The 25827-nt window shown below is 61.7% G+C and carries 30 protein-coding genes and 1 tRNA gene; 6 read left to right on the top strand and 25 right to left on the bottom strand.

All coding sequences use genetic code 11. The features are described from left to right. Positions 1-4: 4 nt before the first annotated feature. From rpsH to J3U06_RS01370, 20 genes are all read right to left on the bottom strand, one after another. Positions 5-403 carry a 30S ribosomal protein S8 gene (gene rpsH / locus J3U06_RS01465; protein WP_024626787.1) on the bottom strand — a complete coding sequence of 133 codons (399 nt, stop codon included), beginning with the start codon at positions 401-403 and terminating at the stop codon, positions 5-7. Positions 404-483: 80 nt separating this feature from the next. After that, positions 484-669 carry a type Z 30S ribosomal protein S14 gene (locus tag J3U06_RS01460; RefSeq protein WP_015022346.1) on the bottom strand — a complete coding sequence of 62 codons (186 nt, stop codon included), beginning with the start codon at positions 667-669 and terminating at the stop codon, positions 484-486. A gap of 1 nt (position 670) precedes the next feature. Then, complete coding sequence (rplE, locus tag J3U06_RS01455; protein ID WP_024626788.1) at positions 671-1243, bottom strand: 50S ribosomal protein L5; 573 nt, start codon at positions 1241-1243, stop codon at positions 671-673. Beyond that, positions 1240-1575: a 50S ribosomal protein L24 gene (gene rplX / locus J3U06_RS01450; protein ID WP_015022348.1), complete on the bottom strand. Its 336-nt coding sequence runs from the start codon at positions 1573-1575 to the stop codon at positions 1240-1242. The genes rplE and rplX overlap by 4 nt, the downstream gene beginning before the upstream one ends. A 1-nt stretch (position 1576) precedes the next feature. Next, a complete protein-coding gene (gene rplN / locus J3U06_RS01445) occupies positions 1577-1945 on the bottom strand; it encodes a 50S ribosomal protein L14 (protein ID WP_015022349.1) in 369 nt (122 codons plus the stop codon). 79 nt (positions 1946-2024) lie between these two features. Further along, a complete protein-coding gene (gene rpsQ, locus J3U06_RS01440; RefSeq protein WP_015022350.1) occupies positions 2025-2291 on the bottom strand; it encodes a 30S ribosomal protein S17 in 267 nt (88 codons plus the stop codon). Positions 2292-2293: 2 nt separating this feature from the next. Continuing rightward, on the bottom strand, positions 2294-2557 hold the full coding sequence (gene rpmC / locus J3U06_RS01435) for a 50S ribosomal protein L29 (RefSeq protein ID WP_015022351.1): 264 nt from the start codon (positions 2555-2557) through the stop codon (positions 2294-2296). Continuing rightward, positions 2557-2976 carry a 50S ribosomal protein L16 gene (rplP, locus tag J3U06_RS01430; RefSeq protein WP_015022352.1) on the bottom strand — a complete coding sequence of 140 codons (420 nt, stop codon included), beginning with the start codon at positions 2974-2976 and terminating at the stop codon, positions 2557-2559. The genes rpmC and rplP overlap by 1 nt, the downstream gene beginning before the upstream one ends. Positions 2977-2979: 3 nt before the next feature. Further along, complete coding sequence (gene rpsC, locus J3U06_RS01425) at positions 2980-3825, bottom strand: 30S ribosomal protein S3 (protein WP_024626789.1); 846 nt, start codon at positions 3823-3825, stop codon at positions 2980-2982. Continuing rightward, positions 3825-4184, bottom strand: coding sequence for a 50S ribosomal protein L22 (gene rplV, locus J3U06_RS01420; RefSeq protein WP_024626790.1), 360 nt, complete (start codon positions 4182-4184; stop codon positions 3825-3827). The genes rpsC and rplV overlap by 1 nt, the downstream gene beginning before the upstream one ends. A gap of 21 nt (positions 4185-4205) precedes the next feature. Further along, positions 4206-4484, bottom strand: a complete 279-nt coding sequence (gene rpsS / locus J3U06_RS01415) for a 30S ribosomal protein S19 (protein ID WP_015022355.1) — start codon at positions 4482-4484, stop codon at positions 4206-4208. 15 nt (positions 4485-4499) lie between these two features. Beyond that, complete coding sequence (gene rplB, locus J3U06_RS01410; protein WP_015022356.1) at positions 4500-5330, bottom strand: 50S ribosomal protein L2; 831 nt, start codon at positions 5328-5330, stop codon at positions 4500-4502. 35 nt (positions 5331-5365) lie between these two features. Then, positions 5366-5668, bottom strand: coding sequence for a 50S ribosomal protein L23 (rplW, locus tag J3U06_RS01405; RefSeq protein WP_220236265.1), 303 nt, complete (start codon positions 5666-5668; stop codon positions 5366-5368). A 5-nt stretch (positions 5669-5673) separates the two neighbouring features. After that, positions 5674-6348 (bottom strand): 50S ribosomal protein L4, encoded by a 675-nt coding sequence (gene rplD, locus J3U06_RS01400; protein ID WP_220236266.1) that lies wholly within the window; start codon positions 6346-6348, stop codon positions 5674-5676. Positions 6349-6352: 4 nt separating this feature from the next. After that, positions 6353-7006, bottom strand: coding sequence for a 50S ribosomal protein L3 (gene rplC, locus J3U06_RS01395; RefSeq protein ID WP_267444099.1), 654 nt, complete (start codon positions 7004-7006; stop codon positions 6353-6355). A 16-nt stretch (positions 7007-7022) separates the two neighbouring features. Further along, entirely contained in the window at positions 7023-7331 is a 309-nt protein-coding gene (gene rpsJ, locus J3U06_RS01390; RefSeq protein ID WP_006295278.1) for a 30S ribosomal protein S10, read from the bottom strand. Between the two features lie 284 nt (positions 7332-7615). Beyond that, complete coding sequence (adhE, locus tag J3U06_RS01385) at positions 7616-10381, bottom strand: bifunctional acetaldehyde-CoA/alcohol dehydrogenase (RefSeq protein ID WP_267444098.1); 2766 nt, start codon at positions 10379-10381, stop codon at positions 7616-7618. A 322-nt stretch (positions 10382-10703) separates the two neighbouring features. Then, entirely contained in the window at positions 10704-11195 is a 492-nt protein-coding gene (gene rpsI / locus J3U06_RS01380; RefSeq protein ID WP_015022361.1) for a 30S ribosomal protein S9, read from the bottom strand. Between the two features lie 20 nt (positions 11196-11215). Next, entirely contained in the window at positions 11216-11665 is a 450-nt protein-coding gene (rplM, locus tag J3U06_RS01375; protein ID WP_046323307.1) for a 50S ribosomal protein L13, read from the bottom strand. A gap of 203 nt (positions 11666-11868) precedes the next feature. Next, positions 11869-12501: an AbrB family transcriptional regulator gene (locus J3U06_RS01370; protein WP_267444097.1), complete on the bottom strand. Its 633-nt coding sequence runs from the start codon at positions 12499-12501 to the stop codon at positions 11869-11871. Positions 12502-12608: 107 nt separating this feature from the next. Here J3U06_RS01370 and J3U06_RS01365 point away from each other — a divergent pair, with 107 nt between their 5' ends. Then, a complete protein-coding gene (locus J3U06_RS01365; RefSeq protein ID WP_267399388.1) occupies positions 12609-13271 on the top strand; it encodes an IMPACT family protein in 663 nt (220 codons plus the stop codon). Between the two features lie 209 nt (positions 13272-13480). Here J3U06_RS01365 and J3U06_RS01360 read toward each other — a convergent pair. Continuing rightward, positions 13481-13567: transfer RNA gene (locus J3U06_RS01360), tRNA-Ser, on the bottom strand. A gap of 227 nt (positions 13568-13794) precedes the next feature. Here J3U06_RS01360 and dinB point away from each other — a divergent pair. Next, entirely contained in the window at positions 13795-15066 is a 1272-nt protein-coding gene (gene dinB / locus J3U06_RS01355) for a DNA polymerase IV (RefSeq protein ID WP_267444096.1), read from the top strand. Here dinB and dapC read toward each other — a convergent pair. The 4 genes from dapC to J3U06_RS01335 form a co-directional block, all read right to left on the bottom strand. Then, a complete protein-coding gene (dapC, locus tag J3U06_RS01350; protein WP_267444095.1) occupies positions 15063-16217 on the bottom strand; it encodes a succinyldiaminopimelate transaminase in 1155 nt (384 codons plus the stop codon). The two genes, dinB and dapC, sit on opposite strands and share 4 nt — an antisense overlap. Before the next feature lie 70 nt (positions 16218-16287). Further along, on the bottom strand, positions 16288-16605 hold the full coding sequence (fdxA, locus tag J3U06_RS01345) for a ferredoxin (protein ID WP_015022367.1): 318 nt from the start codon (positions 16603-16605) through the stop codon (positions 16288-16290). A gap of 57 nt (positions 16606-16662) precedes the next feature. After that, positions 16663-18186: an amino acid permease gene (locus J3U06_RS01340; protein ID WP_267399386.1), complete on the bottom strand. Its 1524-nt coding sequence runs from the start codon at positions 18184-18186 to the stop codon at positions 16663-16665. A 93-nt stretch (positions 18187-18279) separates the two neighbouring features. After that, positions 18280-19509: an FAD-binding protein gene (locus J3U06_RS01335; RefSeq protein ID WP_416378894.1), complete on the bottom strand. Its 1230-nt coding sequence runs from the start codon at positions 19507-19509 to the stop codon at positions 18280-18282. Positions 19510-19901: 392 nt separating this feature from the next. On the opposite strand from J3U06_RS01335, the gene J3U06_RS01330 reads away from it, so the two are divergent. The 4 genes from J3U06_RS01330 to J3U06_RS01315 are packed head-to-tail and all read left to right on the top strand — an operon-like array spanning position 19902 to position 25815. Further along, entirely contained in the window at positions 19902-20966 is a 1065-nt protein-coding gene (locus J3U06_RS01330) for a uroporphyrinogen decarboxylase family protein (protein ID WP_267444094.1), read from the top strand. A 50-nt stretch (positions 20967-21016) separates the two neighbouring features. Then, positions 21017-22207: an ABC transporter substrate-binding protein gene (locus J3U06_RS01325; protein WP_267444093.1), complete on the top strand. Its 1191-nt coding sequence runs from the start codon at positions 21017-21019 to the stop codon at positions 22205-22207. A gap of 9 nt (positions 22208-22216) precedes the next feature. Next, positions 22217-24037, top strand: a complete 1821-nt coding sequence (locus tag J3U06_RS01320) for an ABC transporter permease (protein ID WP_267444092.1) — start codon at positions 22217-22219, stop codon at positions 24035-24037. After that, positions 24034-25815, top strand: a complete 1782-nt coding sequence (locus J3U06_RS01315; protein WP_267444091.1) for an ATP-binding cassette domain-containing protein — start codon at positions 24034-24036, stop codon at positions 25813-25815. The genes J3U06_RS01320 and J3U06_RS01315 overlap by 4 nt, the downstream gene beginning before the upstream one ends. The last annotated feature ends 12 nt before the right edge of the window (positions 25816-25827 follow it).

Raw genomic sequence — 25827 nt, 5'->3', positions numbered from 1 at the left:
TTTCTCACCATACGTAGGCGACGATTTCGCCGCCGATGCCCCTGTCGAGGCATTCCTTCTGGGTCATCAGTCCCGAGCTGGTCGAGATGATGGCGATTCCCAGCCCGCCCAGGGGCATGGGCAGGGAATCCGACTTGGCGTACCGGCGCAGACCGGGCTTGGAGACGCGCTTGATGCCCTGAATGGACTGGCGTCCATCGGGACCGTACTTGAGCGTGATCTCCAGATCCTGCCCGACGCGCGCCTCCTTGGCGCGATAATCGGCGATGAAGCCTTCGCGCTTGAGAATCTGCGCGATGTTCGCCTTGAATTTGGAGTACGGCATGTCGACTGTTTCATGCTTGGCCGCACTCGCATTACGCAGACGTGTCAGCATGTCTGCGATGGGATCTGTCATTGTCATGTGGGCTTATGCCCTTCCTCGCCGTGGTTTCCGCCGCCGGGCAGCAATCTGCCCTGACCGCGGACCTTCAGCGTCGATCTTTACCAACTGGACTTCGTCACACCCGGCAGCTCGCCGCGATGGGCCTTCTCGCGAAGGCAGATGCGGCACAGGCCGAACTTGCGATAGACGGAATGAGGACGACCGCAGACCTGGCAGCGCGTGTAGCCACGCACCTTGAACTTCGGCTTGCGTGCCGCCTTGTTTCTCAGAGCGGTTTTTGCCATATCAGTTCTCCTTGAAGGGGAAGCCCAGCTGCTTGAGCAGCGCCCGGGCCTCCTGATCGTTCTTGGTGGAGGTCACCACGGTGATATCCATACCACGCTGGTGATCGATCTGATCAGGATCGATCTCGTGGAACATGGACTGTTCCGTGAGACCGAAGTTGTAGTTGCCCTGGCCGTCGAACTGACGGTCGCTGATGCCGCGGAAGTCGCGGATACGGGGCAGAGCCAAGGTCAGCAGTCGATCCAGGAACTCCCACATGCGCACGCCGCGCAGGGTGGCGAAGGCGCCGATGGCCTGTCCCTCACGCAGGTGGAACTGCGCCACGGACTTCTTGGCCTTGGTGATCTTGGGCTTCTGGCCGGTGATGGCCGTCAGGTCCTTGACCGCGCCCTCAATCAGCTTGGAGTCGCGTGCCGCGGCCCCCACGCCCATGGAGACTACAACCTTCTCGATCCTGGGCACCTGCATGGGGTTGGAGAACTTGAACTCCTTCTCCAGCTCGGGCACGATGCTCTCGCGGTACTGCTGCAGCAAACGAGGGACTGCCGGTGCTTCAACGGTGGTATCGCTCATGACAGCTCCTTGCCTGACTTCTTGGCGAAGCGGGTGCGCACGACCTTGACCTTGCCGTCACGCGCCTCCTCCTTGATGTTCACGCCGATGCGAGTCGGCTTCTTGGTCTCCGGGTCAATGACCATCACGTTGGAGCGATGGATGGGCGCCTCGGTCGGGACGATGCCCGACTCCTGACCCTGCTGGGTAGCCCGCACATGCTTCTTGACGATCTGAATACCCTCGACGATCAGACGGTCATTGGGCAGAATCCGCAGAACCTTGCCCTCCTTGCCGCGATCCTTGCCGCGGATGACCTTGACCTGGTCGCCTGTCTTGATCTTGGCTACCACTTCAGATCACCTCCGGTGCCAGGGACACGATCTTCATGAAGCGCTTGTCGCGCAGTTCACGACCAACCGGTCCGAAGATACGAGTACCGCGGGGTTCACGGCCGGTACCGAGAATGACCGCCGCGTTCTCGTCGAACTTGATGTAGGAGCCGTCATGACGACGATGCTCCTTGACCGTACGGACGACGACCGCCTTGACGACCTCGCCCTTCTTGACCGACCCGCCGGGAATGGCATCCTTGACGGTGGCGACAATCACGTCGCCAATGCCGGCATAGCGTCGCTTCGACCCGCCGAGCACGCGGATGGCCAGAATCTCCTTGGCACCCGTGTTGTCGGCGACCTGAAGCCGCGATTCCTGCTGAATCATTGATTCTCCTTAGCCGCGCTGGTTCTCCGCAGACACCCCGCACCAGGGCGGGATGAAATGCGGAGCCTGGCCGAACTTGTTACTTGGCGCGCTCGACGATGGAGTCGAGACGCCAGCGCTTGGTCTTGCTCAGAGGACGGGTCTCCATGATACTCACGAAGTCGCCCACATGGGCCTCGTTCTTCTCATCATGGGCCTTGACCTTGCGGTTGCTGCGGACGACCTTGCCGTACAGGGGGTGGGTCGAACGCTGCTCCAGCTCTACGGTGATGGTCTTGTCCATCTTGTCGGACACGACGTAGCCGCTGCGAACCTTGCGGAAGTTGCGCTCCTGCTTGTCAGCCATGCTTACTTCTCCTCAGCTTTGCTCTCGGCCTTTGCTTCGGCGGGCTCCTGGCTGATGCCCAGCTCGCGCTCGCGCAGAACGGTGTACATCCTGGCGATGTCGTGCTTGACGGCCTTGAGGCGGGAGGTGTTCTCCAGCTGACCGGTGGCCGACTGGAAGCGCAGGTTGAACAGCTCTTCCTTGGACTTCTTCAGGAAATCCTCGATCTCCGCATTGGTCTTTTCATTCAGATTCTTGATGGAATACTCGGCTGTTCCGACTGACATCAGATGTCACCGCCTTCACGTGCAATAATCCGGCACTTCATGGGAAGCTTGTCAGTAGCGCGGCGAAGGGCCTCGCGGGCCACATCCTCGCTCACGCCGCCGATCTCGAAAAGCACCCGGCCGGGACGGACGTTGGCCACCCAGAACTCGGGCGCACCCTTGCCGGAACCCATTCGGGATCCCAGAGCGTGCTTGGTCAGGGGGCGATCCGGGAAGACCGTGATCCAGACTCGGCCACCACGCTTGATGTACCGGGTCATGGCGATACGGGCCGCCTCGATCTGCCGATTGGTCAGGTAAGCCGGAGCCAGGGCCTGGATGCCGTAATCGCCGAAAGCGATCTCGTTGCCGCCCTTGGACATGCCCGAACGACCCGGACGATGCTGCTTGCGGTATTTAGTCCTCTTTGGGATAAGCACGGCTCACTCCTTTGCTTCGGTTGCGACGGGTGCCGAGGCGGTCTGCTCCTGAGTCGCCGCCGGCGGCGTGGCCACACCGCTGTTCTGCTTGGCTGCATCCTGCTCGCGGCGGGTACGCCCCTCGGAGGGACGGACGCCACGACGAGGACGACGATCGCCGCGCCGACCGGGGCGGTTGTTCTGCTGAGCCTGCTGCTCCTCGAACTGACGCTCGGTCATATCGCCCTTGTAGATCCAGACCTTGACGCCGATGCGACCGTAGGTGGTCCTGGCCTCGAAGAAGCCATAGTCGATCAGGGCGCGCAGAGTCTGCAGGGGCACACGACCCTCGCGGTAGAACTCCGAGCGGCTCATTTCGGCTCCACCCAGGCGGCCGGACAGCTTGATCCTGATGCCCTTGGCGCCTGCCCGCATGGCATCCTGCTGAGCCTTGCGCATGGCCCGGCGGAAGGTGACGCGGTTGGTCAGCTGCTCAGCGATGCCCTGAGCCACCAGCTGGGCATCAATGGAGGCGTTCTTGACCTCGAAGATGTTCAGCTGGACCTGCTTGCCGGTGATCTTCTCCAGCTTGGCGCGAACACGCTCCGCTTCGGCGCCGCGACGGCCGATGACAATGCCCGGCCGGGCGGTGTGGATGTCGACGCGCACACGGTCACGGGTCCGCTCGATGACGATCTTGGAGACGCCTGCGCGCTCCAGGTCCTTGTTCATCTCCTTGCGGATCTTGTCGTCCTCAAGCACGAAGTCGCTGTAACGCTCCCCCGCCTTGTTGGAGTCGGAGTACCACTTGCTGCGGTGCTCCTCGGTGATGCCGAGTCGGTACCCAAACGGGTTGATCTTCTGCCCCATTATCGGGCTCCTTCCTTGTCGGCCACCACGACGGTGATGTGGCTGGTCCGCTTGTTGATGCGGGCCGCACGACCCTGGGCGCGGGCACGGAACCGCTTCAGAGTAGTTCCCTCGTCCACGTAGGTCTCACGAACCATCAGCTCGTTCTCGCGGAAGGGCTGATTGGCCTTGTCCGCCTTGACACGAGCGTTGGCGATGGCGCTCTCCAGGCACTTGCGGACCGGAACGGCCGCGTCCTGGGGGGCAAACTTCAGAATGGTCACGGCCTCGGTCGCCTGCTTGCCTCGGATGAGGTCGACGACGCGGCGAGCCTTGCGAGGCGTCACGCGAACGTGACGTGCAATTGCCTTAGCTTCCATGTGTCTCTACTCTCCCTCGCCTCAGCGGCGTGCTTTCTTGTCGTCCTTCACATGACCCCTGAAGGTCCGGGTGGGGGCGAATTCGCCGAGCTTGTGGCCGACCATGGCCTCGGTGACGAAGACCGGGACATGCTTGCGGCCATCGTGCACAGCAAAAGTGTGCCCGATGAAGTCCGGGGTGATCATGGAACGACGGGACCAGGTCTTGATGACGTTCTTGGTGCCCTTTTCGTTCTGCTCGTCGACTTTCTTCTGCAAGTGGGCGTCGACGAATGGGCCCTTCTTGATGCTACGAGTCATCTTTCCGACACTCCCTTACTTGCGGTTCTTACCATTTGGACGACGACGCACAATCATCTTGTTGGAGGCCTTCTTGGGCCTGCGGGTGCGGACCTCGCCCTTGCCCCAGGGAGACACTGGCGGCTTGCCGCCACGAGTGCGTCCGCCATGCGGGTGGTCGACCGGGTTCATGGATTCACCGCGGGTGATGGGCCTGCGTCCCATCCAGCGTGCACGTCCCGCCTTGCCTAGCTGGACATTGGCGTGGTCGTTGTTGCCGACCTCGCCCACTGTTGCGCGGCAACGGGAATCGACATTGCGGATTTCGCCGGAGGGCATACGCAGCTGGGCGTAGGCACCGTCCTTGGCCACCAACTGGACGGCAGCACCGGCCGAGCGTGCGATCTTGGCGCCGCCCAGGGGCCGCAGCTCAATGGCGTGGACGATGGTGCCGGTGGGGATATTGCGCAGGGGCAGGTTGTTGCCGGGCTTGATGTCGGCCTGGGGACCGGTCTCGATGACGTCACCCTGCTTGATGCCCTGCGGGGCGATGATGTAGCGCTTCTCACCGTCTGCGAAGTGCAGAAGGGCGATGCGGGCCGAGCGGTTGGGATCGTATTCGATCTCAGCCACCTTGGCGGGCACACCGTCCTTGTCCCAGCGACGGAAGTCAATGAGGCGGTACTGGCGCTTGTGTCCGCCGCCCCGATGGCGACTGGTGACGCGGCCGTAGGAGTTGCGCCCGCCGGTCTTGCTCAGCTTGCGAACCAGCGACTTCTCGGGCTTGGAGCGCGTGATTTCGGCGAAGTCCGAAACCGAGGCGTTGCGACGGCCCGCGGTCGTCGGCTTGTATGTACGGATAGCCATAATCTAGTTCTTCCTTAACTTTTCTCGGCTAGCCTTCAGTTTTTGGTACCGAAGACATCGATCGACTGGCCCTCGGCCACCTTGACGATGGCGCGTTTCTCGGCGGCACGACGACCCCAGCCCGTACGGGTCCGGGTCCTCTTACCTTGCCGGTTGAGGGTGTTGACCGATGTGACCTTCACGTTGAAGATCTGCTCGATGGCCTGCTTGATGGCGACCTTGTTGGCTTCAGGGTCCACCACGAATGTGTACTGGCCTCGGTCCGAGTTGGCGTAGCTCTTCTCGGAGACGACCGGGCGCAGAATGATGTCGTGTGCTGGCTTGTGAATAGCTGCCATGAAAATCAGGCCTCCTTGACGGTCTTGGACTTGGCGCCGCCCTTGACAGCCAGGAAGGCATCGAAGCCGTCCTTGCTGAAGACGACATCCTCGGCCGTGACCACATCGTAGGTGTTGAGCTGATCGGCGAAGAGGACATGGACGGTGGGCAGGTTCCTGACGGAGAGCCACTCGTTGATGTTCTCACGGGACAGCACGACGGTGGTGAATCTACTGTCGACCAGGGGCAACAGGGCTGCCTTGGCTGCCTTGGTGGACGGAGTCTCGCCAATGCCGAAGTCGACCACGTGCACGCGTCCGGCGTTGACCCGGTCGGACAGGACGTAGCGCAAAGCTGCGGCCTTCATCTTCTTGGGGGTGCGCTGGGAGTAGTCGCGCGGCTGCGGGCCGTGGACAATGGCGCCACCGGTCCACTGGGGAGCGCGAATGGAGCCCTGACGAGCACGTCCAGTGCCCTTCTGCTTCCAAGGCTTGCGGCCGCCACCTGAGACGGTGGACCGGGTCTTGACCGAGTGTGTCCCCTGACGGGCTGCAGCCAGCTGGGCGACAACAACCTGATGGATCAGCGGCACGTGTGAGCGGATATCCTCTTCTGCAATGCCGAAGATCTGCTCGGGTGCATCCACAGTTCCGGTGTTCTTGCCCTGGGCGTCGGTGATGTTCAGAGTCAACTTAGCCATGGTTTCAGGCTCCCTTCACTGCCGAACGAACCAGGACGATGGCGCCGCGGGGCCCGGGCAGGGCACCCTTGATGGCGATGACGCCCTTCTCGGCATCTGCGGAGACAATGGTCAGATTCTGGACGGTCGAGGTGTCGTGACCCATGCGGCCGGCCATCCGCTTGCCCTTGAGGATGCGGCTAGGCGTGGCGCAGGCGCCCACTGAGCCAGGACGGCGCTCGTTCTTGTGCGAACCGTGGGTGCGGCGGTAGGACTTGAAGCCCCAGCGCTTGATGGTGCCGGCGAAGCCCTTGCCCTTGGTTGTTCCGGTCACGTCGACCTCGCTGCCCTCGGGCAGCAGGTCCATGCCCAGCTCCTGGCCGGGCTGATAGCTGTCGGCATCAGCGGTGCGGACCTCGACCAAGTGGCGACGCGGGGTCACTCCGGCCTTGGCGAAGTGGCCAGCCAGCGGCTTGGTCACCTTGGTGGGATCGATCTGTCCGTAGCCGATCTGGATGGCCTGATAGCCGTCCTTCTCCTGGTTCTTGACCGCGGTCACCACGTTGGTGGACACGTCCACCAGGGTCACCGGGACGAAGAAGCCGTTCTCGTCCCAGACCTGGGACATGCCCAGCTTGCGGCCCAGGAGAGCCTTGCGGTTCCTCTGCTCTTCAGCCATGCGGTTTCCTCCTCCCCTACAGCTTGATCTCGATGTTGACGTCCGCCGGCAGATCGATGTGCATCAACGAATCCACCGCCTTGGGCGTGGGATCCACGATGTCGATCAGGCGCTTGTGGGTGCGCATCTCGAAGTGCTCGCGGGAGTCCTTGTACTTATGAGGAGAACGGATGACGACATACACGTTCTTCTCAGTCGGCAGCGGAACGGGGCCAACCACAGTTGCGCCCGCGTTCGTCACCGTCTCGACGATCTTCTTCGCCGATTGGTCGATGACCTCATGGTCATAGGACTTTAGCCTGATGCGGATTTTCTGTCCCGCCATTGCCGTCCGCCCTTTCTAGCGATCTATGAACTGATTACCCAGTCTGTTTCGAGGGCACGAAACGACGGCCGCAAGGAGACATTCCTCCCGACAGGCCTCAGCCGGATCCATGCGCAGCCGTGGAGAACCGTGGGGATGGGACTCCTCGCTGCACCCGCTATTGTGATTGACAAAATGCGAGCCCAAAACAGGCAACTTTCTTATTAAAGCACGAGGGTCCCCCTAGAAGAATCCGGGCGTGTCGCGCCGCTTCCAGGGGGATCCTCGACTGGATTCCGGCCTTGTCAGGCCCGCTGGGAGGCCTCTTGCACCTCATCCTCGCCCTGGCGGGCAACCCGCATCCGATGGCCCTCCCCTTGGCTGACCCCATAGTAGGCGGCCACAGCGATGTCTTTCATGTCCTCAATCATCGGAATGCGAGGATTGGCCGGCGTGCACTGGTCCTCGTAGGCGCGCATGCCGATCTGATCCAAGGACTGCCAGTAGAGGTCCTCGTCCACTCCGGCAGCCTGGAAGGAGGCATCCATGCCCAGACGCTCGTCCCTGTAGGATTCCACAGCACGGGCCAAGAGCTCCACGCCCTCCTCGGCAGTAGCGGATTCGATGCCCAGCACATGGGCCATCTGCCTGTAGCGCTCCGGGGCCACATACTCGCTGTATTTGGGCCAGCTGGTCGGCTCGTCCGGGATGCATCCGTTGTAACGGATCACATAGGGCAAAAGGATGGAATTGGCACGCCCATGGGCCACATGGCAGAGGGCTCCGATGGTATGCGCCATGCCGTGGCACATGCCCAGGAAGGCCGAGCCGAAGGCCATGCCTGCCATGGTCGCCGCATTGTGCATCTTCTCCTGGGCGCGTACCTTGGCCTCACCGCCGGCAGTGCTCACAGCAGGCTCCAGGTTGTCCCAGATCAGTTTGGCCGCATGCAGGGCCATGGCGTCGGTGTAGTCATTGGCATAGACCGAGACAAAGGCCTCCATGCAGTGGGTCAGGGCATCGAAGCCCGAGTCGCAGGCCAGCCTCTTGGGCTGGGTACGGGCCAGGACCGGATCCACGATGGCCACGCTGGGGGTCAGGGCGTAATCGGTGATGGGGTACTTGTATCCGGTCTTATGGTCGGTGATGACCGCGAATGGGGTGACCTCCGAACCCGTGCCCGATGACGTGGGAATACAGACCAGCCTGGCCTTGGTGCCCAGGGGCGGAATCTTGAAGGCGCGCTTGCGGATATCGAAGAACTTCTCACGGACATCAGCGAAGGAGATCTCCGGGTGCTCATAGAGAAGCCACATGATCTTGGCAGCGTCCATGGGGCTGCCCCCGCCTACGGCGATGATGGTGTCGGGGCCGAACTCGTTGCGCATCATGGCCGCCCCCCGCTGCACCGTCTCCACGCTGGGTTCAGGCTCGACATAGTCGATGATGCGGAAGGTGACCGGCTCGGAACGGGCCCGCAGCTGATCGATGATCTTGTCGATGACCCCCAGCTGCTCCATGACCTTGTCACAGACGATCACGGCCCGGCGAATGCCGAACATGTCGCGCAGATAGCGCACGGAATTGGGCTCGAAGTAGGTCTTGGGCGGCACCTTGAACCACTGCATGTTGTTGTTCCTCCGGGCTATCCTCTTGACATTGATCAGATTGACCGCCTGAACGTTGCCCGAGACCGAATTGCCGCCGTAGGAGCCGCAACCCAGCGTCAGGGAGGGGGCTATGGCGTTGTAGATGTCGCCGATGCCGCCCAGTGAGCTGGGCTGGTTCCAGACGATCCTGCAGGCGTGCATGCGCTGGCCATACTCCCGCACCAACTTCTCGTTGTCCGTGTGTATGGCCGCCGTATGCCCGGCCCCGTAGCGCAGCATCTGCTCGCAGAGGGCGAAGCCCTCCTCCTTGTTCCGGGCCTTGAGCACAGCTTGGACCGGAGCCAGCTTTTCCATGGTCAGTGGCTCCATGGGGCCGACTTGGTCGCATTCGGCAGCCAGGATGGTTGCATCCTCGGGAATCTCAAAACTAGCCTGACGGGCGATGAACTGCGGGGACTTGCCGGGAACCACCGAATTGAGCCTGGGCTGGGGGGCGTCTGCTCCGGCATGGGACCTCACCCCGAACATGTACTCCTCCAGCTTGGCCTTCTCCTCGGCATTGACGAAGTACGCCTTGCGCCGCTTCATCTCCTTGATCATTCGGTCGTACACATCCTGATGGGCGATGACGGCCTGCTCCGTGGCGCAGATCATGCCATAGTCGAAGTGCTTGGACAAGATCAGATCGTTGACAGCCCGAGCAACATTGACCTTGCAGTCCACATAGGCCGGGGCATTGCCGGCGCCCACCCCCAGGGCCGGCTTACCCGAGGAGTATGCGGCCTTGACCATGCCCGGGCCGCCGGTGGCCAGGATGGTGGCTACGCCTGGGTGCCGCATCAGCGCGCCCGTGGCCTCAACAGAGGGGTGTTCGATCCACTGGATGCAATCCTGCGGAGCGCCTGCTTCAATAGCGGCGTCACGGACGATCCGGGCCGCCTCTACCGAGCAGCGCTGGGCATAGGGATGGAAGCCGAAGACGATGGGGCAACGGGTCTTCAAGGCCAGCAGGGACTTGAATATGGCGGTCGAAGTGGGGTTGGTCACTGGGGTCACGCCGGCCACGACCCCCACCGGCTCGGCAACCTCGATGATGCCGTCCACCTCGTTCTCGCTGATGATGCCCACGGTGCGCTGTTTAGCCAGGTAGTTGGTCACGTGCTCGCAGGCGAAGATGTTCTTGGTGGCCTTGTCCTCCACCAGTCCGCGTCCTGTCTCCTGAACGGCCATCTGGGCCAGGGCCAGATGCTTGTTCAGGGCCGCGATGGAGGCCTTGGCCACGATCCTGTCCACCTGCTCCTGGTTGAGCTCCTCGAAGGTCCTCAGAGCGGTCTGCGCTCTGGCGACCAGGGCATCCACCTCCTTGCGGGCCAGCTCGGTTCGATCCTGCTCCGCTCTTTTGCTTCCGGCAGCTGATCCTGTCGCCCGATTCCTGTGTCCTTGCGTACGCGTTTCAGCCAAGATCCCGGTCCTCCTTGTGTGCTTGCTCGGACTCCGCCGAGGACCGGGAGGCAGTACTGGACCGCGCCAGCCCTCGAAAGGCAAAGGCCATAAGGTGACGAATATCACAATATAACCGGTCACAATATAACCGAGGAGAAGAACCATTGAGCCCCAGGCGGAGCGAACGTTCACTTGCAGCGTGTCGTGTGGGAATCCGTAGGTTTCCTGGTCACTTGTCAAACAGAAAAGTGCTCTTTGCCGTTCGTTTTTCGGCAGAGGCGGTCCAAGCATGAAAAATCCCCGAGGTTCATGAACCTCGGGGATGGAAGGACTGCGAACGTCAACGCTTGGAGAACTGCGGCGCGCGACGGGCCTTGTGCAGACCCGCCTTCTTGCGCTCCACCACGCGGGCGTCGCGGGTCAGGAACCCGGCCTTCTTCAGGGCAGGACGGTTGGCGTCCCGATCGATGGCGTTCAGGGCGCGTGCGACGCCCAGACGGACTGCGCCGGCCTGGCCGGTCACGCCGCCGCCCTCGACGCGCACAACCACGTCGAACTTGTTCTCGAGCTTGAGCAACACGATGGGCGAGTTGACCTCCCGCTGGTGCAGCTTGCTGGGGAAGTACTCCTCCAAGGTGTGCCCATTGATGCTCCACTTGCCGGAGCCCGGGATCAGACGGACGCGGGCGACTGCCTCCTTACGGCGACCGGTGCCGTAGCCTGGCTCGATGGCGGAGGTGCCGGTGCCCGCACCGGCATTAGTCTCGGAAGTGTAGGAAGCGCTGGTCTCCTCGGCCTCAAGAACCGCGGAGCTGTTGTTGTTGTCAGCCATGGTGATTATCTCCTCTGGTCCTACTTGGCCTGCTGGGCGACCTGGTGGATCTTGTACTCAATGGGCTGCTGTGAGGTGTGAGGATGCTCCTCGCCTGCGAAGACCCGCAGCCTGGTCAGCTGGACCTTGGCCAGCTTGTTCTTGGGCAACATGCCCTTGACCGCCGTCATGATGATGCGCTCGGGATTGTGCTCCATCAACTGCCCGTAGGAGTCGCGACGCAGACCGCCGGGACGACCGGAGTGGGTGTAGAGCACCTTGTCGTTCTTGTTGCCCGTGAGCACCATCTTGGAGGCGTTGATGACGATGACGTTGTTGCCAGAGTCGGCGTAGGGCGCATAGGTGGGCTTGTTCTTGCCACGCAGCAGATCGGCCACCTGGGCTGCCAGACGCCCCAGCACCACACCGGAGGCGTCGACGATATACCAGTCATGTGTCAGATCGGCTGGTTTCGGGGTGAAAGTCTTCACGATTCAACCTTTTCCTTGCATTGTGTTTCGGGCTCCCCGCGCCACATGCTGCCATGCTGGCCGAAAGCCGTGTATTCCGTGGGCTCCCTGAAAGTCCTAGACGGCGAGTGGGAAAAGCGCTTTGAGGACCCCTTAGGGAAACACAACAATCCATTATTGTAACGCCTGAGCGCCGTTCGTCAAAATTCGCGTCGGCCTAAGTTTCAGCGCGAGGCGGCTGCCCGTGCCACCTGCCCATCAGGGTCCTTGCGCAGAGCCTCAAGGGTCGCCTGCCCGGTGTTGGGATTCAGGGCCACCGCCCGGCGGACCATGGCGGCCAGCACATGGGGGGCATTCTGCTCGTCGCGAGTGCCCAGGGCCCCCAGAAAGTCCAGGGTATCGGCATCGGTGCGCTCATCCTGGGCACCCTCCAGACGCATCTTCCAGGAGGTCATGGGATTGGTCAGCGCAGCAGCCCTGACTCCGGCGTCCTGGTCCTTGGTGAGCAGACCGGCCAGCCAGTTCTTGTCATCCTTGTTGGCAGCCACCGCCCGGCGGACGTCTGCGCTGGAATCCTGGGAGAGCTTGACCAGAATGTTGGGGAAGGGCATGGTCTGCGCCAGGTAGACCCTGTCCTCCACCGGCGTGTGCTCATTGCCAGCCACCGCCTCCAGCAGTGCCGTGAAGCGTGAGAAGGCGGCCTGGTCGGACCTGTCGGGCAGGGGGCTACGGGCGAATTCGTGCAGCTCGGCCGTATCTGTGGAGTGCCTGAGCCTTTCATAAAAAACGGTCAGAGCCTCATGGGGCTTGCCGGGTGATGGGGATTCGGTTTCCGATTGGTCCTGGGGATTGGTCATGCGGTCAGCTTAGGTCGCCTCCTTGATATAAGACCCGGCCCGAGATCCCCTTTAGCATGGAGATAATGCAAGAACCGAGGAGACGATAAGCATAGGAGGCAAGCCGATTGCTCACCATACTGGATACGCCGCAGAAACCGGCTACGGGCTCTCTGACTGAGCGGAAGTCCGAGTTCATCGGCCAGGCCTGCCATGTGGAGGATCAGGAGGCAGCCATGGCCTTCGTCCAAGAGGTCCGTGTGCAGCACCCCAAGGCCCGGCACGTCTGCCACTGCGCGATCTGGGGACCGGAGGGCAGCACCAGCGAGCGCATGAGCGATGACGGAGAGCCCTCCGGGACGGCCGGTAAGCCCATACTTGAGGTCATGCGTCGGCAGGGGGTGACGGACTGTGTCCTGACGGTGACCCGTTACTTCGGAGGGATCCTTCTCGGGTCAGGGGGGTTGATCCGGGCCTACTCCTCAGCAGCCTCCCTGGCACTCAAGGCGGCAAAGCAGGCACGTGTGCTCCCGACCCAGCGATTCACGATCACCGTGGATTATCCGGAGTACGATCCCCTGCGCCGTCTGATCCGCACCTCCGGGGGACAGGTGGAGACCGAGGACTTCACGGATCGGGTCCAGCTGACCTACGACCTGGAGCCCGCCGCAGTGCCAGCCTTCCATAGTAGGCTGGACGACCTTCTGCAAGGCCGGGTCCAGCCGAACGCATTGGGCGAAGGCCGCAGGCTGATCCCCCTGTCCGGGGACCAGGCTTCGTCTGCCTCATGACTGTCGGGAGGGCCATGCAACCATTGCTCGGTTGCAGCCTTACCCGCCGGACAGGCTCATGCCGCACGCCGTCGCTCTTCCGCCATGTAGACCGTGACCTTCCAAGCCCGAGCTCCACAAAGGATATGGGAATAAGCACCTTTGGCAATGAACGCCAGTAATGAATAAGACCGGCGATCGTGCAAGATCAGCGATCACCGGTCATCAGGCGGAGACGAGGAGATTCGAACTCCTGGACCGCTTGCGCAGTCAACACCTTAGCAGGGTGCCCCTTTCGGCCACTCAGGCACGTCTCCATGCAGGCTCCCGATTCAGGACCCTAGTCCCAAAGTCTCGAGAACAAAACAATAGAATACCATGATAGACCGACCTGACTCGCCGGTGCGACAGGGGTGCAATGCAGCACAGGGCGGATTCGTTCATTTTCATGGATAAAAACCATAAATGTAATTATTTTCCAAGAATTTACGACTGAGAATAATTTATTGCATGTTCCTCTGGGACCCCCTTCTATCATGGAGCCATGAGTACCGCACCAAGGCTTGCAGCCGCCAAGAAAGACTGGGGACATGACGAGACCGGCTGCACGGTGCTGCACATTGACATGGATGCCTTCTACGCCTCCTGCGAAGTCGCCCGACACCCTCAATTGCAGGGCCGGCCGGTCATCATCGGCACCGGACGGCGTTCGGTGGTCTCTGCGGCCAGCTATGAAGCCCGGGCTTTCGGCATCAACTCGGCCATGCCTCTGGCACGTGCCGAACGACTGTGCCCTCAAGGGGTCTTCCTCCCGGTCGACATGACCTATTACCGGAATATCTCACGAAGGATATTTGATACGGTTTTCTCACGAATTACTGATCAGATCGAGCAAGTCTCAGTAGACGAGTGCTACATGGACGTGTCCGGGGCACTCATGCGCTGGGGCATGCCTACGGCCATAGCCCGGTGGATTCGAGCCAGCGTAGCCCGCCAATTCCACGTGACCTGCTCGGTGGGCATCGCCACCAACAAACTGGTAGCCAAGATGGCCTCCACCAACGCCAAGCCCGACGGCATGCTGCTGATTCCCAAGGCCCGACAGGCCGAGTTCGTCCAGCTGATGCCCCTGCGCGGCATCCCCGGCATCGGACCGGCCCTGGAGAAGCGGCTCAACGCCTGGGCCATCAAGGACGTGGCCGACCTGGCTACCATGAGCGAGCGGGATCTGACTCGGGCCACAGGTTCGAACCTTACAGCCAGGAAGCTGGCACAGGCCTCCCACGGTCTGGACGACGATCCTGTCCAGCCGCGAGCGCCAGAGAAGTCCCTAGGCGCGGAACGCACCTTTCTGCACGATACCACCAGCATGAAGCAGGTCTGCGACCTCCTGCGCGTCTGCAGCAACGAAGTGGCGACCGGACTGCGATCGCACGACCTGATCGCTCGAACCATCACCGTCAAACTACGCTTCGATGACCTGCGCTATATGACCAAGGCCCACACCCTGGAGACCCCGGTCAACTCAGCCAACCGCATCTATCCGCAAGCAGTCGGTCTGCTCAAGGCCATGCTGGGGCTGCCCGATGGTGTGCCCATGGACACGCCCCTGCCCAGGCTGATCCGCCTGGCCGGTGTCAGCGCATTCGGTCTGAGCCGGGTGGAAGACACTCCCATCCAGCCATCCTTGGATGACATCATCCACGAGAGCAAACGCCGCACCGGCAGCGAGGCCCAGCGCCTGGATCAGGCAGAGGCCACCATGGACTCCATCAGGAGCCGCTATGGCAAGGGCTCGGTCAGCATGGGCCTCTAAGCGGCGCTCCGCAGACGCCCCAAGGCCAGCTCCAGCTGCTCGTCAGTGATGGTTGACGAAAATCGCAGATAGTGGCCATCCCCATAGAACTCCCCGGGACTGGCCAGAATACCCAGACGGGATAGGTCTGCCATATCGGCCCAACAGTCGCCCGAGCGGGCTTGTGCCCAGATATATAGGCCGCCCTGCGGCATGACGGCATCATATCCGTAAGATCTGAGACCTTCAGCCAAGGCATGCAGGCGACGGGCATAGACTTCGCGCTGGGTCATCACAGCATCGCCATCCTCCAAGGCGGCCCGCATGGCCCGTTGCACCGGACCTGGCACAATCAGCCCCATCTGCTTGCGGTAGGCGGTCATGGCCTCTACCAGATGAGCATCTCCCGCCACCAAAGCTGCCCTGTATCCGGCCATGTTGGACTGCTTGCTCATCGAGTACAGGCAGAGTATCCCACTGGCATCGCCGCCACAGACTTGGGGCTCCAGGATGCAGGGCGAGGCGGTGATTTGCACATCCTGCCCGACCCGGGCGGATTCTGACCAATCCAGGAGGGCGTAGCACTCGTCACTTAGGACCATGGCACCTATCGAACGGGCCGCCCGTACAATCTTCGCCAGCCCGGCTCGGTCGATGATCCGCCCACTGGGGTTGCCTGGCGAATTGATCCATATTGCTCGCACGCCGAGCAGATTCACCCATGAATCCGTATCAGTCGGATCGTCCACGGTCGTCACCTGGGCCCCAGCCAGCTGGGTTCCGATGGCATAGGTGGGATAGGATACCGTCGGCTGCACCACCCGGTCCCCCGGTCCCAGATGCAGAAGGGAAGCCATGAGCGCCACCGCCTCCTTGGATCCGACCGTGGGCACCAGATCCGCGCCAAGAGCATTCAGATCTACCCCGCGGCGACGACGGAACCAGTCGGCCGCGGCCTGCCTCAGAGATCCATCACCGGCAGTTTTGGGATAACCTCGTGCCTGACCATCATCCGAAGCGGCAGCCAAAGCATCCCTGACCGACCTGGGTACAGGGTCCACCGGCGAACCCACCGACAGATCGACCAGACCGCCGGGGCATTGCTCAGCACGCCGCCGATAGGAGTCAATCCTCGACCAGTCGTAGGGGGATTCGAAGGAGTGAAAACCCATGGTCAGCCTTTCTCGTATAAATAAGCCGCGGAGGGATGGCTCCCATCCGCGGCTCGTCAGCCTGAATCGACTACTTGTTTGGGGGCAGGGCTGCCACACCCTCCGGATCATGATCGTAAGGGCCGACCGCAGCAGCGCCGCCGGCATCCCCCACCTGGGCGAAGAAATCAGTCGCCGCATCCTTGTACCAGGTCCACTCCTCGGGCAGATCATCCTCGTAGAAGATAGCCTCCACCGGGCAGACCGGCTCGCAGGCGCCGCAGTCCACGCACTCGTTGGGGTTGATGTAGAGGGAACGGACGCCCTCGTAGATGCAGTCCACCGGGCATTCGTCCACGCAGGCCTTGTCCTTGACGTCCACGCAGGGCTGAGCGATGACGTAGGTCATGGGTTACCTCCTGAGTATGCGAGTATTCACTCTACACTGCAGCGCCGACGCTCCAGGTCAGTCCAGACCCGCCTGGGTGGCCTTGGATATCTTCCCACTGAGCTGATGACGACCGAGCAGGGAGTGCCGGTAGGAATAGCCGAAGTAAATGGCCAGGCCTGCAGCCAGCCAGACCACGAATCGAATCCAGGTCAGCACGGTCAGGTTGAGCATGAGCCAGAGGCAGGCCAGGGCGATCAGAATGGGCACCCAAGGGTTGCCGGGCATCTTGAAGGACCGGGGCAGGTCAGGCCGGCGCTTGCGCATGATGGGCAGGGAGATGGCCACCAGCAGGAAGGCCGAGAGCGTGCCGATGTTGACCATGTCGGACAAGACGTCTATGGGGAAGCAGGATGCCACCACGGCAACCACGATGCCACCCAGGATCTGAATGCGGGCCGGCGTGCCATGGCGGCCGGTGCGGGACAAGGCACGCGGAAGAAGCCCGTCGCGGCTCATGGCGAAGACAATGCGGGTCAGCCCCAGCAAGAGCACCATGACCACGGTGGTCAGCCCCACCACGATGCCGAAGGAGATGATCTTGGCAGCCCAGGGAGCCCCCACCATCTCGAAGCCGGTGGCCAGTGAGGGGTTCTTGGCCTTGGCAAGATCCTTGTAGGAGACCATGCCGGTGGTGACGATGGCGACCAGGATGTACAGGGTGATGACGATCAGCATACCCAGGCCGATTCCGCGGGGAATGGTCTTGTGGGGCTCCTTGGCCTCCTCGGAGGTGGTGGCGACGATATCGAAACCTACGAAAGCGAAGAAGACCAGGGCCGCGCCTGAGAGGATGCCGGGGATACCGTAGATGGTGGGCTGCATGCCTGAAACCCACTGCCAAAGGGGCTGGCCCATGATCCCTGGCACGCTGGCACCCGGAACGGCAGAAGCAGGCTCAGAGGGCGGGATGAAGGGCCGGTAGTTGTCCAATTTGACGTAGAAGAAGCCCACCACGATGACGAAGACCACAATACCGATCTTGAGGACGGTCAGGGCACCGTCGAACCGGGCTGAAAGCTTGGTGCCCAGGACCAGAAGGACCGTGAAGAGGGTGACGACCGCCAACGGGGCCAAGTCCACATCCAGGCCGCCTACATGGAAGCTGGAGCTGAAGGAAGTGCCGCCCATCAGGTGGATGAAGTCGTTCAGGTAGACACCCCAGTACTTGGAGATCACCGACGCGGCCATGAGCATCTCAAGAATCAGGTCCCATCCGATGATCCAGGCCACCAGTTCGCCCATGGTGTTGTAGGTGAAGGTGTAGGCCGAACCTGAAACCGGGATCATGGATGCGAACTCCGCGTAGCACATAACGGCCGCCGCACAGACGATGCCTGCGATGACGAAGGAGATAATGACGGCCGGACCCGCATGGAAGGCCGCTGCCTGGGCTCCCACCGAGAAGATGCCGGCGCCCACGGCCACTGCGACGGCCATGATGGCCAGGTCCCAGGTGGTCAGCGTCCGCTTGAGGGACCTGCCCTCCTCCCCGGTCTCTGCCAGGGTCTGTTCAACCGATTTCTTCCTGAATAACTCCATCTTGCTCCCGACTCACGAGTCCCGCTCCGGCCAGTAATCATAGGATATGGTGCCGTACAAAACCGAAATACGCTCATCAGGTGAAAGCAGGAGCTACCAAGCCAGGTCGATGCCCGGGGTAACGGGCTCGGGAATCAGGCGGATGCCGAAGGTGGAATCCACGCCTTTCTGGATGGCACGAGCCAGGGCCACCATGTCATCGGACCCGGCACCTCCGCGGTTGGTCAAAGCCAGTGTGTGCACGTCGGACAGGGCGGCAGCCGACGCCTCCTCCAGGGCGAATCCCTTGTGGAAGCCTGAATGATCGATCAGCCAAGCCGCTGAGGTCTTGACCAACGCCGAGTCTTCGACAGGATAGCGTGGGGCATCCGCCGGTAGGGCATCCGCGGCCTCAGGGCTGATGATCGGATTGGTGAAGAAACTCCCGCAGCTGTGACGATCAAGCAGCACCCGCTCGCCCCTGGGGCCGTGAAGGTCATCCTGGACTGCCTCCAGAGCTTCTTCCAGGTCGGAGGTTCGACGGCAGGATCCCATCCAATCGGTCAGGTACCGGTAGGGATCCTCCAGCATCCCCTTGCCTGCTCTGACGGTCAGAACCGCCCGGCGGATCCGCTCCAAGGGAAGGGTTGCCCCGACCTCCACACCCAAGGCCTTAGCCAGCTGGGCGGAGCCCACCTGAGCGGCGGACCCATGTCGCAGGACCAGGGTGACCGAAAGGACCACGTAGCGCGGCGTGGGGAAGAACCGTGCGTCGGGCACAGCCGGCGCCTGATACATGGTCTGCTTGAGCAGGGAGGTCCTGTATCCGAAATCCAGATCAGAGGCCCGCAGATAGGCAGTGACCTTGTCCTGGCGGTCCCAGACCTCGACCGAGTCGACCAGGCGGCCGACCTCCTGGCCGTATGCGCCGATGTTCTGGACCACCGAGGCCCCGACAGTCCCGGGGATGCCGGATAGGCCTTCTACCCCGATCAGGTGCATGCGCACGCAGTAGGAGACCAGATCATCCCAGTTGGTCCCAGCCGTTGCGTTGATGTGGACGACGGGAGCACCACCTTCAGGCGGAGCCACCTCGTCGGGCACGCTGATGTCCTGACGGGTGTCACGCACAACCACACCGAAAAAATCCTGGTCGGAGGCCAGCAGGTTGGATCCCCCGCCGATCAGGCAGAGGGGCAGCCCCTTGGAATCCGCGTCCTCCACAGCCTCGATCATGCCCACACGGCTTTGGGGCTGAACGAAGGCGGCCATGCTCCCGCCCACACCCACAGTGGTGATATCGGCAAAGGTCGGAATGGTGTCTCTGGAGGATACGTCAGACATGCAATTCACTGTATCATCGTCCCCTTATGAGGGCCTCTCCCGAGCAGGAGCCATGACAGACCTGAGATGCCCCCTGTCGCCCTTGGCGATCATCAATCGGTCATACTCAGATAGCAAAGCAAGGGCATCAAGGTGACTGCGAAGTCCTGTCTGACCCCCTATCAGCTTTTCCTATAGCTTTCGCAAGACCCGCGCAGGGTCAGGGGACGATTAGCGGCGATAGATATTACCTATATGCCAGGTCGTTGACGGGCCTGCTTCCTGGGGGTTTTATGTGACAAGAGCTTTGGGAAGGGGAATCTCCAAAGCCCTGTTTCCGGACGAAGGGCACCGGAACTACCTGGACACCTGACCGGGCGTTCATAGAACACATACCAGGAAATGAGCATGCAATGACAGAAGACAGAAGAACCCAGTTCCACCAGATAGCCCAGGGCCAGACAAGCCGCCCCTGGCTGACCTCTGCCTGGCAGCACCACATCGGACACGAGTACGGTGCTGAGAATTTTGCTTCAGCCACCTTGGACTTCGTTCGCAAGTGGGATTGGGACTGGGTCAAGATCAACCCGAGGGCCATCTACTACGCCGAGGTCTGGGACGCAGTCTACGACAAGGATCACTATGATTGGCTGATCCCGCGCACCGTCCGCACGGCCATCCAGGAGGCAGGGGATATCGCCCGCATCGACTATCGCGACCCCGAAACCAACAAGGTGCTCCAAGAGCAGATCCAAACTGCCAGAGGCATCCGAGACGGCCTTGAGGACCGAGCAGTCATCGACACGGTATTCTCCCCGCTCTCAGTCCTCCTTCAGTTGGCCGATCTCCCCCTCTATCCCGACGGGCAGGGCTCCGCGCAGGAGAATGACAGGGGCCTGAACAGACAGACGCTGATCTTCGACCAGCCCGAGGCGGCCAAGTCAGCGCTGGACAAGATCGCCCGGACCCTTGCCGACTACGCAGCTCTGCTGGTCAGCCCCAAGGAGCAGGGCGGGGCTGGTCTGGACGGCATCTTCTTCGCCGAGACGGGTCTGGCCAGCCATGGCTACTTCAACCAGGCGCAACTGGAGGAATGGGCCAAGCCCTATGACCGGATCGTGATCCAAGCGGTCAGACAGGCCAATCCGGAAGCCCTGGTCCTGGTGCATACCTGCCGGGAAGATGCCCATCCCGAAGAATTCACCGCCCTGAATCCCGATTTTCTCCACTGGGACCAGTTCCGCCCAGGCAATCCTGAAATCAGCACCGATTTTCCAGCGGTACCCGTGGGAGGAGCCGACTTCGAACTCTTCAATCCGGGCAGCGACGTGGATCAGATCCGCCAGGAATTGGATCAGACCATCCAGGCCCGTCAAGGCCGTCCCTTCCTCCTGGCGCCCTCATGCACCATCCCGACGCCCGCCGACGAGGAGGCCCTGCGCCTTCTGAGCGGAACCCGGGCCCCCAAGCAAGTCTGAAACCACAAACAACCCACCGACATCAACCGTCAAACTCCAAGGGAGACATCATGGTCATCACATCAAAGCAGCACCGGCAGCATCGTGGCACCATCAGGGCAATGGTTGCCCTCATGACCACCATGGCCATGGCCGGAGCGCTGTCGGCCTGCGGATTGGGAGGCGACAAGGACTCCTCCGAAGGATCGTCAGACCATGTGACCATCGCTGCCATCTACCCTAAGACCGGTCTCTACGCCGAGTACGGAAAGATGTTCCAGCAGGGCTTCGACCTGGCCAAAGACCAGGTCAACAAGAAGGGCGGAATACAGGGCAAGCGCCTGGACATCGACTATTACGACACCCAATCAGATGCCAAACAGGATGCCGCCGTCGCCCCAAAGATCGCCTCCGATAAATCAGTCATCGCCGTTGTGGGCGACTACTCCTCGCCGGCCTCTTCAGCCGCATCGCCTATTTTCCAACAGGCCGGGCTGGTCCATTACGGCTTCAACAACTCCTCGCCGACCTTCACGAATTCTGGTGATCATGTATGGACACCTCAAATATCGCAGAAGACTTACCAGGAAGTCAACGCTGAGGCGGTGTCCAAGCGAGCCGAGAAGATCTCCGTCGTCTATATAGAAAACGACTGGGGGAAGGAATCCTTCCAGTACTTCAAGGAGGCTGCGGAACGGCTCGGGGTGCAGATCGTCTACCAGTCCTCCTATCTGCCCGATTCCACGGACCTGACTCCAATACTGATCCCGGCCAAGAATGCCGCCCCCGAGGCCGTGGTGGACATCGGCTACGGGCCAGATGGGGCGCTGATCGCCAACACCCTGCGGGACAAACTGGACTATAAGGGACCCTTCTTTGGCGGTCAGGAGACCAAGGAGTTCCTCTCCCTGACCGGAGCGAACGCCCAAGGGGCTATCATTACCGGCGTCTTTTCGGCAACAGGCACCAAGGATGCGAAAGCCAAGGCCTTCGTCAAGAGCTTTGAGGACCGGTATCACACCGTCCCCGGCAACTTCGAAATCACTGCCTACCAGGCCATCAAGGACCTGGCCTACGCGGGCGAGAAGACCAGCCCCACCAGGGAGGGCATCCAGGAGGCCCTAAGCAAGGTCAAGGACTTCCCGCTCTACCAAGGCCAGGGAGGGACTTTCCGGTTCAACACCAAGACCCGCCGGGCGGATACGATCAAGCCCATCCTCCTCCAGGTCGATCAGGGCAAATTCAAACAGATCGAGGAGTGAGCTGCGATCATGGTCGAGACGCTCTTTTCCGGACTCATCCACGGCGGCGTTTACGCTCTGGCCGCCGTGGGTATGTCCCTGGTCTTCGGAGTGACCAATGTGGCCAACTTCGCACAAGGATCCCTGGTAGCGGTCGGGATGATGACGGCCTGGTGGGTAGGCTCCTCCCTAGGCTGGGGACTCGTTCCCACCATCCTGGCCGTCGTCCTGGTCACGGGCTTGGTCGGCCTGATCACCAACCTCCTGGTCATCACTCCCCTGGAGGGTCGGCAACCAATCGCCGCCCTTCTGGGCACCGTGGGTCTAGGACAGGTCCTGGATAACGGGATGCAGCTGATCTTTGGCTCTCAGACCAGGCCCTTCCCCCAGCTGTTGCCCACCCACAACCTGCATGCGCTGGGCATCAGCTTCGGCACATCCGACCTGGTCATGGGTCTGGTCGCCTTGGCCAGCATGGCTGCGCTCTGGGCCTTCCTGACCTACGGTAGGACCGGGCAGGCCATCAGGGCCACCTCCCAGGATTCCCAGGCCGCATTGCAGATGGGAGTACCTGTCACCTCCATTCGCACCATAGCCTTCGTTATCGGCTCGGTCCTGGCTGGTATCGCCGGAATTTTCATCGGTCTGTTCAAGACGAACATCAACCCCATGGACGGCAACGCCATCGGCATGACGGCTTTCGTGGCTGCAGCCATCGGCGGACTGGGCTCCATCCCCGGAGCCATTATTGGCGGCCTGGTGCTGGGTTTGGCCGAGGCTGTCGGCGTAGGACTCTTCGGCGATGGTGTACATGACCTAATCACCTTCGGCACCCTCCTGCTGGTTCTGATCCTCAAGCCTTCAGGATTCCTAGGCCGCAAGGCAGACATGGGCAAGGAGCCCATGACCGGAACCCTCCCGGAAGCCGCCAGACCCATTCGACTGCCACTTTGGGCCAACCTCGGCCTTGCAGCAGCCGCTCTGGCCACCCCATTCATTTTCTCCGACCATCTGGCCGGCATCGGAACCCAGGTTGCCATATACGCCATTGCCGCAGTGGGCCTGACGCTGATCTCGGGCTCGGCCGGGCAGACCATCCTGGGCTTGGCGGGACCTGTGGCCGTGGGAGCCTACGCCTCGGCTCTGTTGACCATACGTCTGCATTGGCCTTTCACGCTCTCCCTGCTGGGCGCGGCCGTCATCGCCGCCTTAGCCGCATCCCTGCTGACATTCCCTGTATGGAAGCTCAGTGGCCACTATGTGGCTATCGCCACCATAGGGGTGGGAGCAGTCATGGTCGCCATCATCCGCATCTGGGAACCTCTGACCAGGGGCTCGCTAGGTCTGCAGGGCATTCCGCTGCCAACATTCCTGGGCAAGCCGCTCTACACCCAGCAGATGCAGTACCTACTGGACTTGATCGTTCTTCTACTAGTCCTCGCAGTGATCTCTCGGATCAGGTCCTCACATCTGGGCCACGTCTTCGAAGCCATCGGCGAGGACGGACAAGCGGCCTGGTCCCTAGGGATCAGGACAGGGGCCTACAAGGCGCTGGCCTACGCCCTGGCATGCGGATCGGCGGGTATCGCTGGTGCTCTACTGGCGCACCAGTACACCTATATCGACCCGACCCTCTTCAACCCGACCATGTCGACCCTGATTCTGACCATCATCGTCCTGGGTGGTATGAAGTCCCCGACCGGAGCTGTGATCGGCTCCCTGATCCTGGTAGGGGCCCCTGAACTGCTGCGCATCCTGCCCGAGGTGAGAATCATGGCCTACGGACTCGTCCTGATCATCTTCATCATCTGCAGACCACAGGGTCTGTTCTCAACCAAAAGGAGGGCATGATGACGGGCAGCCGGCATAATCCCGAACCTGTACGCGACAATGCTGATCAGCCCCTGCTCAGCGTGCGCAATCTGAGCAAGAGCTTCCAGGGACTGCAGGCAGTGGCCGACGTGAACATGGATCTGGCATCCGGCCAGGTGATAGGCATTATCGGCCCCAACGGATCAGGCAAGTCCACGACCATCAACCTGATCTGCGGCTTTCTCAAGCCCGACTCGGGCCAGATCAGCCTTAAGGGACGCACCGTGACCGGCCTGCCCGCTACGGACATGGCCGAGCAGGGGGTGTCCCGCACCTTCCAGAACGGCAGGGTCTTTCCGACCATGAGCGTTGAGGAGAATGTGGCTGTAGGGTTCCATAGACGCCTGGAAGCCCACAGACCCTTTCGCCGCCTGGAGCGGTGGCCCATCCTGCGATGGATCCCCCTGCTGACGCAGACCTGGCTGACGCTGGTGCCCGGTCCCGCCTGCCGGAGGGAGGCGGTCGTCGAGCGCAAGGCCGTCCAGTCCGAAATTGACAGATTCAGCGAGCGCCTGGAGGAACATCGCACCCAGGCCGCCTACACACTCTCCTACGCCAACCGGCGACGCACCGAGATAGCCAGAGCCCACGTCAGCTCCCCCGACATCCTGGTTTTGGACGAACCCACGGCAGGAATGAACCAATCGGAGACCGCCGAAGTGCTGCAACAGCTTCTGGAGCTCAAGGCCCAAGGGCAGACCATGCTCCTGGTCGAGCATAAGATCGACCTGATCGAAGCACTGTGCGATCAGGTCATCGCCATGGACGGCGGCAGGATCATCGCCTCCGGACCTCCCAGGCAGGTCAGTGCCGATCCCCGCGTCATCACCGCATACCTGGGCGACCGCAGACCCCGCAACGATGCCCCCGTGAACGGGCAGGCAGATGTTCTGGCCCGGCAGAACGCCCTGGCTCCGGCCACCGTTGTAGAACCGATCGATGGCCAGGATCCCGACAGCACAGGAACCAAGCTAAAAACCAAAGCTGAGTCGTCGGATGACGATAGGGGGAAGCCAACTGCCGAGGGGGACCGAACCTTGCTTTCCCTGGATGCCGTGGATGCGAGCTATGGCCCGGTCAAGGCCCTGGACCATGTCAGTCTTCGCGTTCCCCAAGGCGGCATCGTCTCCCTTCTGGGCGGGAATGCTTCGGGCAAGTCCACAACCATGAAGACCATCCTGGGTCTGCTGGCTCCAAAGGAGGGAACCATCCGTTTGGATGGACGGGAAATCACCCATACCCCCACCAGGGATCGGGTCCGTTCCGGAATCGCCTCGGTGCCTGAAGCGAGAAGGGTCTTCGCCGCCATGAGCGTGGAAGAGAACCTGCGCATGGGTGCCTACACCCAAAGGGAACGCAGTCAGATTGAGGAGGATCTGGAAGCTATATATGAGCGCTTCCCCCGCCTGGCCGAACGTCGTGGGCAGCAGGCCGGCACCCTTTCAGGAGGCGAGCAGCAGATGCTGGCCTTCGGCAGGGCCCTGATGAGCCATCCCCGGTTGATATGCATGGACGAGCCGACCATGGGTCTCTCCCCCAAGCTGGTCGACCAGGTGCTTGAGCAGATCGCCTCCCTTCGGGACCAGCTGGGCATCTCCATCCTTTTGGTCGAGCAGCAGGCCGAGCTGGCCCTGTCCATCGCCGACTACGGGTACGTGTTGCAGAACGGCCTAATCCGTCTGGAGGGGCCCGCCCGACAGCTCTTGAATGATGAACGTGTTCGCCAGGCATACCTGGGCAAGGGAACCTCCCGATAGCGGGCAATAAGA

This window comes from Bifidobacterium sp. B4142 (assembly GCF_026537325.1).
Lineage (GTDB): Bacteria > Actinomycetota > Actinomycetes > Actinomycetales > Bifidobacteriaceae > Bombiscardovia.
The sequence above is the reverse complement of the archived record's forward strand: the minus strand, read 5'-3'. Positions and strand labels throughout refer to the sequence as shown.

Bases quoted from the DNA above. Each gene is read 5' to 3' on its own strand.
- rpsS (WP_015022355.1), bottom strand. From the start codon at position 4,484: ATGACTCGTAGCATCAAGAAGGGCCCATTCGTCGACGCCCACTTGCAG.
- rpsI (WP_015022361.1), bottom strand. From the start codon at position 11,195: ATGGCTGACAACAACAACAGCTCCGCGGTTCTTGAGGCCGAGGAGACC.
- J3U06_RS01330 (WP_267444094.1), top strand. From the start codon at position 19,902: ATGACAGAAGACAGAAGAACCCAGTTCCACCAGATAGCCCAGGGCCAG.
- J3U06_RS01340 (WP_267399386.1), bottom strand. From the start codon at position 18,186: ATGGAGTTATTCAGGAAGAAATCGGTTGAACAGACCCTGGCAGAGACC.
- rplC (WP_267444099.1), bottom strand. From the start codon at position 7,006: ATGGCTGAAGAGCAGAGGAACCGCAAGGCTCTCCTGGGCCGCAAGCTG.
- dinB (WP_267444096.1), top strand. From the start codon at position 13,795: ATGAGTACCGCACCAAGGCTTGCAGCCGCCAAGAAAGACTGGGGACAT.
- rplV (WP_024626790.1), bottom strand. From the start codon at position 4,184: ATGGAAGCTAAGGCAATTGCACGTCACGTTCGCGTGACGCCTCGCAAG.
- rpsQ (WP_015022350.1), bottom strand. From the start codon at position 2,291: ATGGCTGACAAGCAGGAGCGCAACTTCCGCAAGGTTCGCAGCGGCTAC.
- rplN (WP_015022349.1), bottom strand. From the start codon at position 1,945: ATGATTCAGCAGGAATCGCGGCTTCAGGTCGCCGACAACACGGGTGCC.
- rplD (WP_220236266.1), bottom strand. From the start codon at position 6,348: ATGGCTAAGTTGACTCTGAACATCACCGACGCCCAGGGCAAGAACACC.
- J3U06_RS01325 (WP_267444093.1), top strand. From the start codon at position 21,017: ATGGTCATCACATCAAAGCAGCACCGGCAGCATCGTGGCACCATCAGG.
- J3U06_RS01460 (WP_015022346.1), bottom strand. From the start codon at position 669: ATGGCAAAAACCGCTCTGAGAAACAAGGCGGCACGCAAGCCGAAGTTC.
- rpsH (WP_024626787.1), bottom strand. From the start codon at position 403: ATGACAATGACAGATCCCATCGCAGACATGCTGACACGTCTGCGTAAT.
- J3U06_RS01315 (WP_267444091.1), top strand. From the start codon at position 24,034: ATGATGACGGGCAGCCGGCATAATCCCGAACCTGTACGCGACAATGCT.
- rpmC (WP_015022351.1), bottom strand. From the start codon at position 2,557: ATGTCAGTCGGAACAGCCGAGTATTCCATCAAGAATCTGAATGAAAAG.
- rplE (WP_024626788.1), bottom strand. From the start codon at position 1,243: ATGAGCGATACCACCGTTGAAGCACCGGCAGTCCCTCGTTTGCTGCAG.
- J3U06_RS01335 (WP_416378894.1), bottom strand. From the start codon at position 19,509: ATGTCTGACGTATCCTCCAGAGACACCATTCCGACCTTTGCCGATATC.
- rplB (WP_015022356.1), bottom strand. From the start codon at position 5,330: ATGGCTATCCGTACATACAAGCCGACGACCGCGGGCCGTCGCAACGCC.
- J3U06_RS01370 (WP_267444097.1), bottom strand. From the start codon at position 12,501: ATGACCAATCCCCAGGACCAATCGGAAACCGAATCCCCATCACCCGGC.
- fdxA (WP_015022367.1), bottom strand. From the start codon at position 16,605: ATGACCTACGTCATCGCTCAGCCCTGCGTGGACGTCAAGGACAAGGCC.
- dapC (WP_267444095.1), bottom strand. From the start codon at position 16,217: ATGGGTTTTCACTCCTTCGAATCCCCCTACGACTGGTCGAGGATTGAC.
- rplW (WP_220236265.1), bottom strand. From the start codon at position 5,668: ATGGCAGCTATTCACAAGCCAGCACACGACATCATTCTGCGCCCGGTC.
- rpsJ (WP_006295278.1), bottom strand. From the start codon at position 7,331: ATGGCGGGACAGAAAATCCGCATCAGGCTAAAGTCCTATGACCATGAG.
- rpsC (WP_024626789.1), bottom strand. From the start codon at position 3,825: ATGGGGCAGAAGATCAACCCGTTTGGGTACCGACTCGGCATCACCGAG.
- J3U06_RS01320 (WP_267444092.1), top strand. From the start codon at position 22,217: ATGGTCGAGACGCTCTTTTCCGGACTCATCCACGGCGGCGTTTACGCT.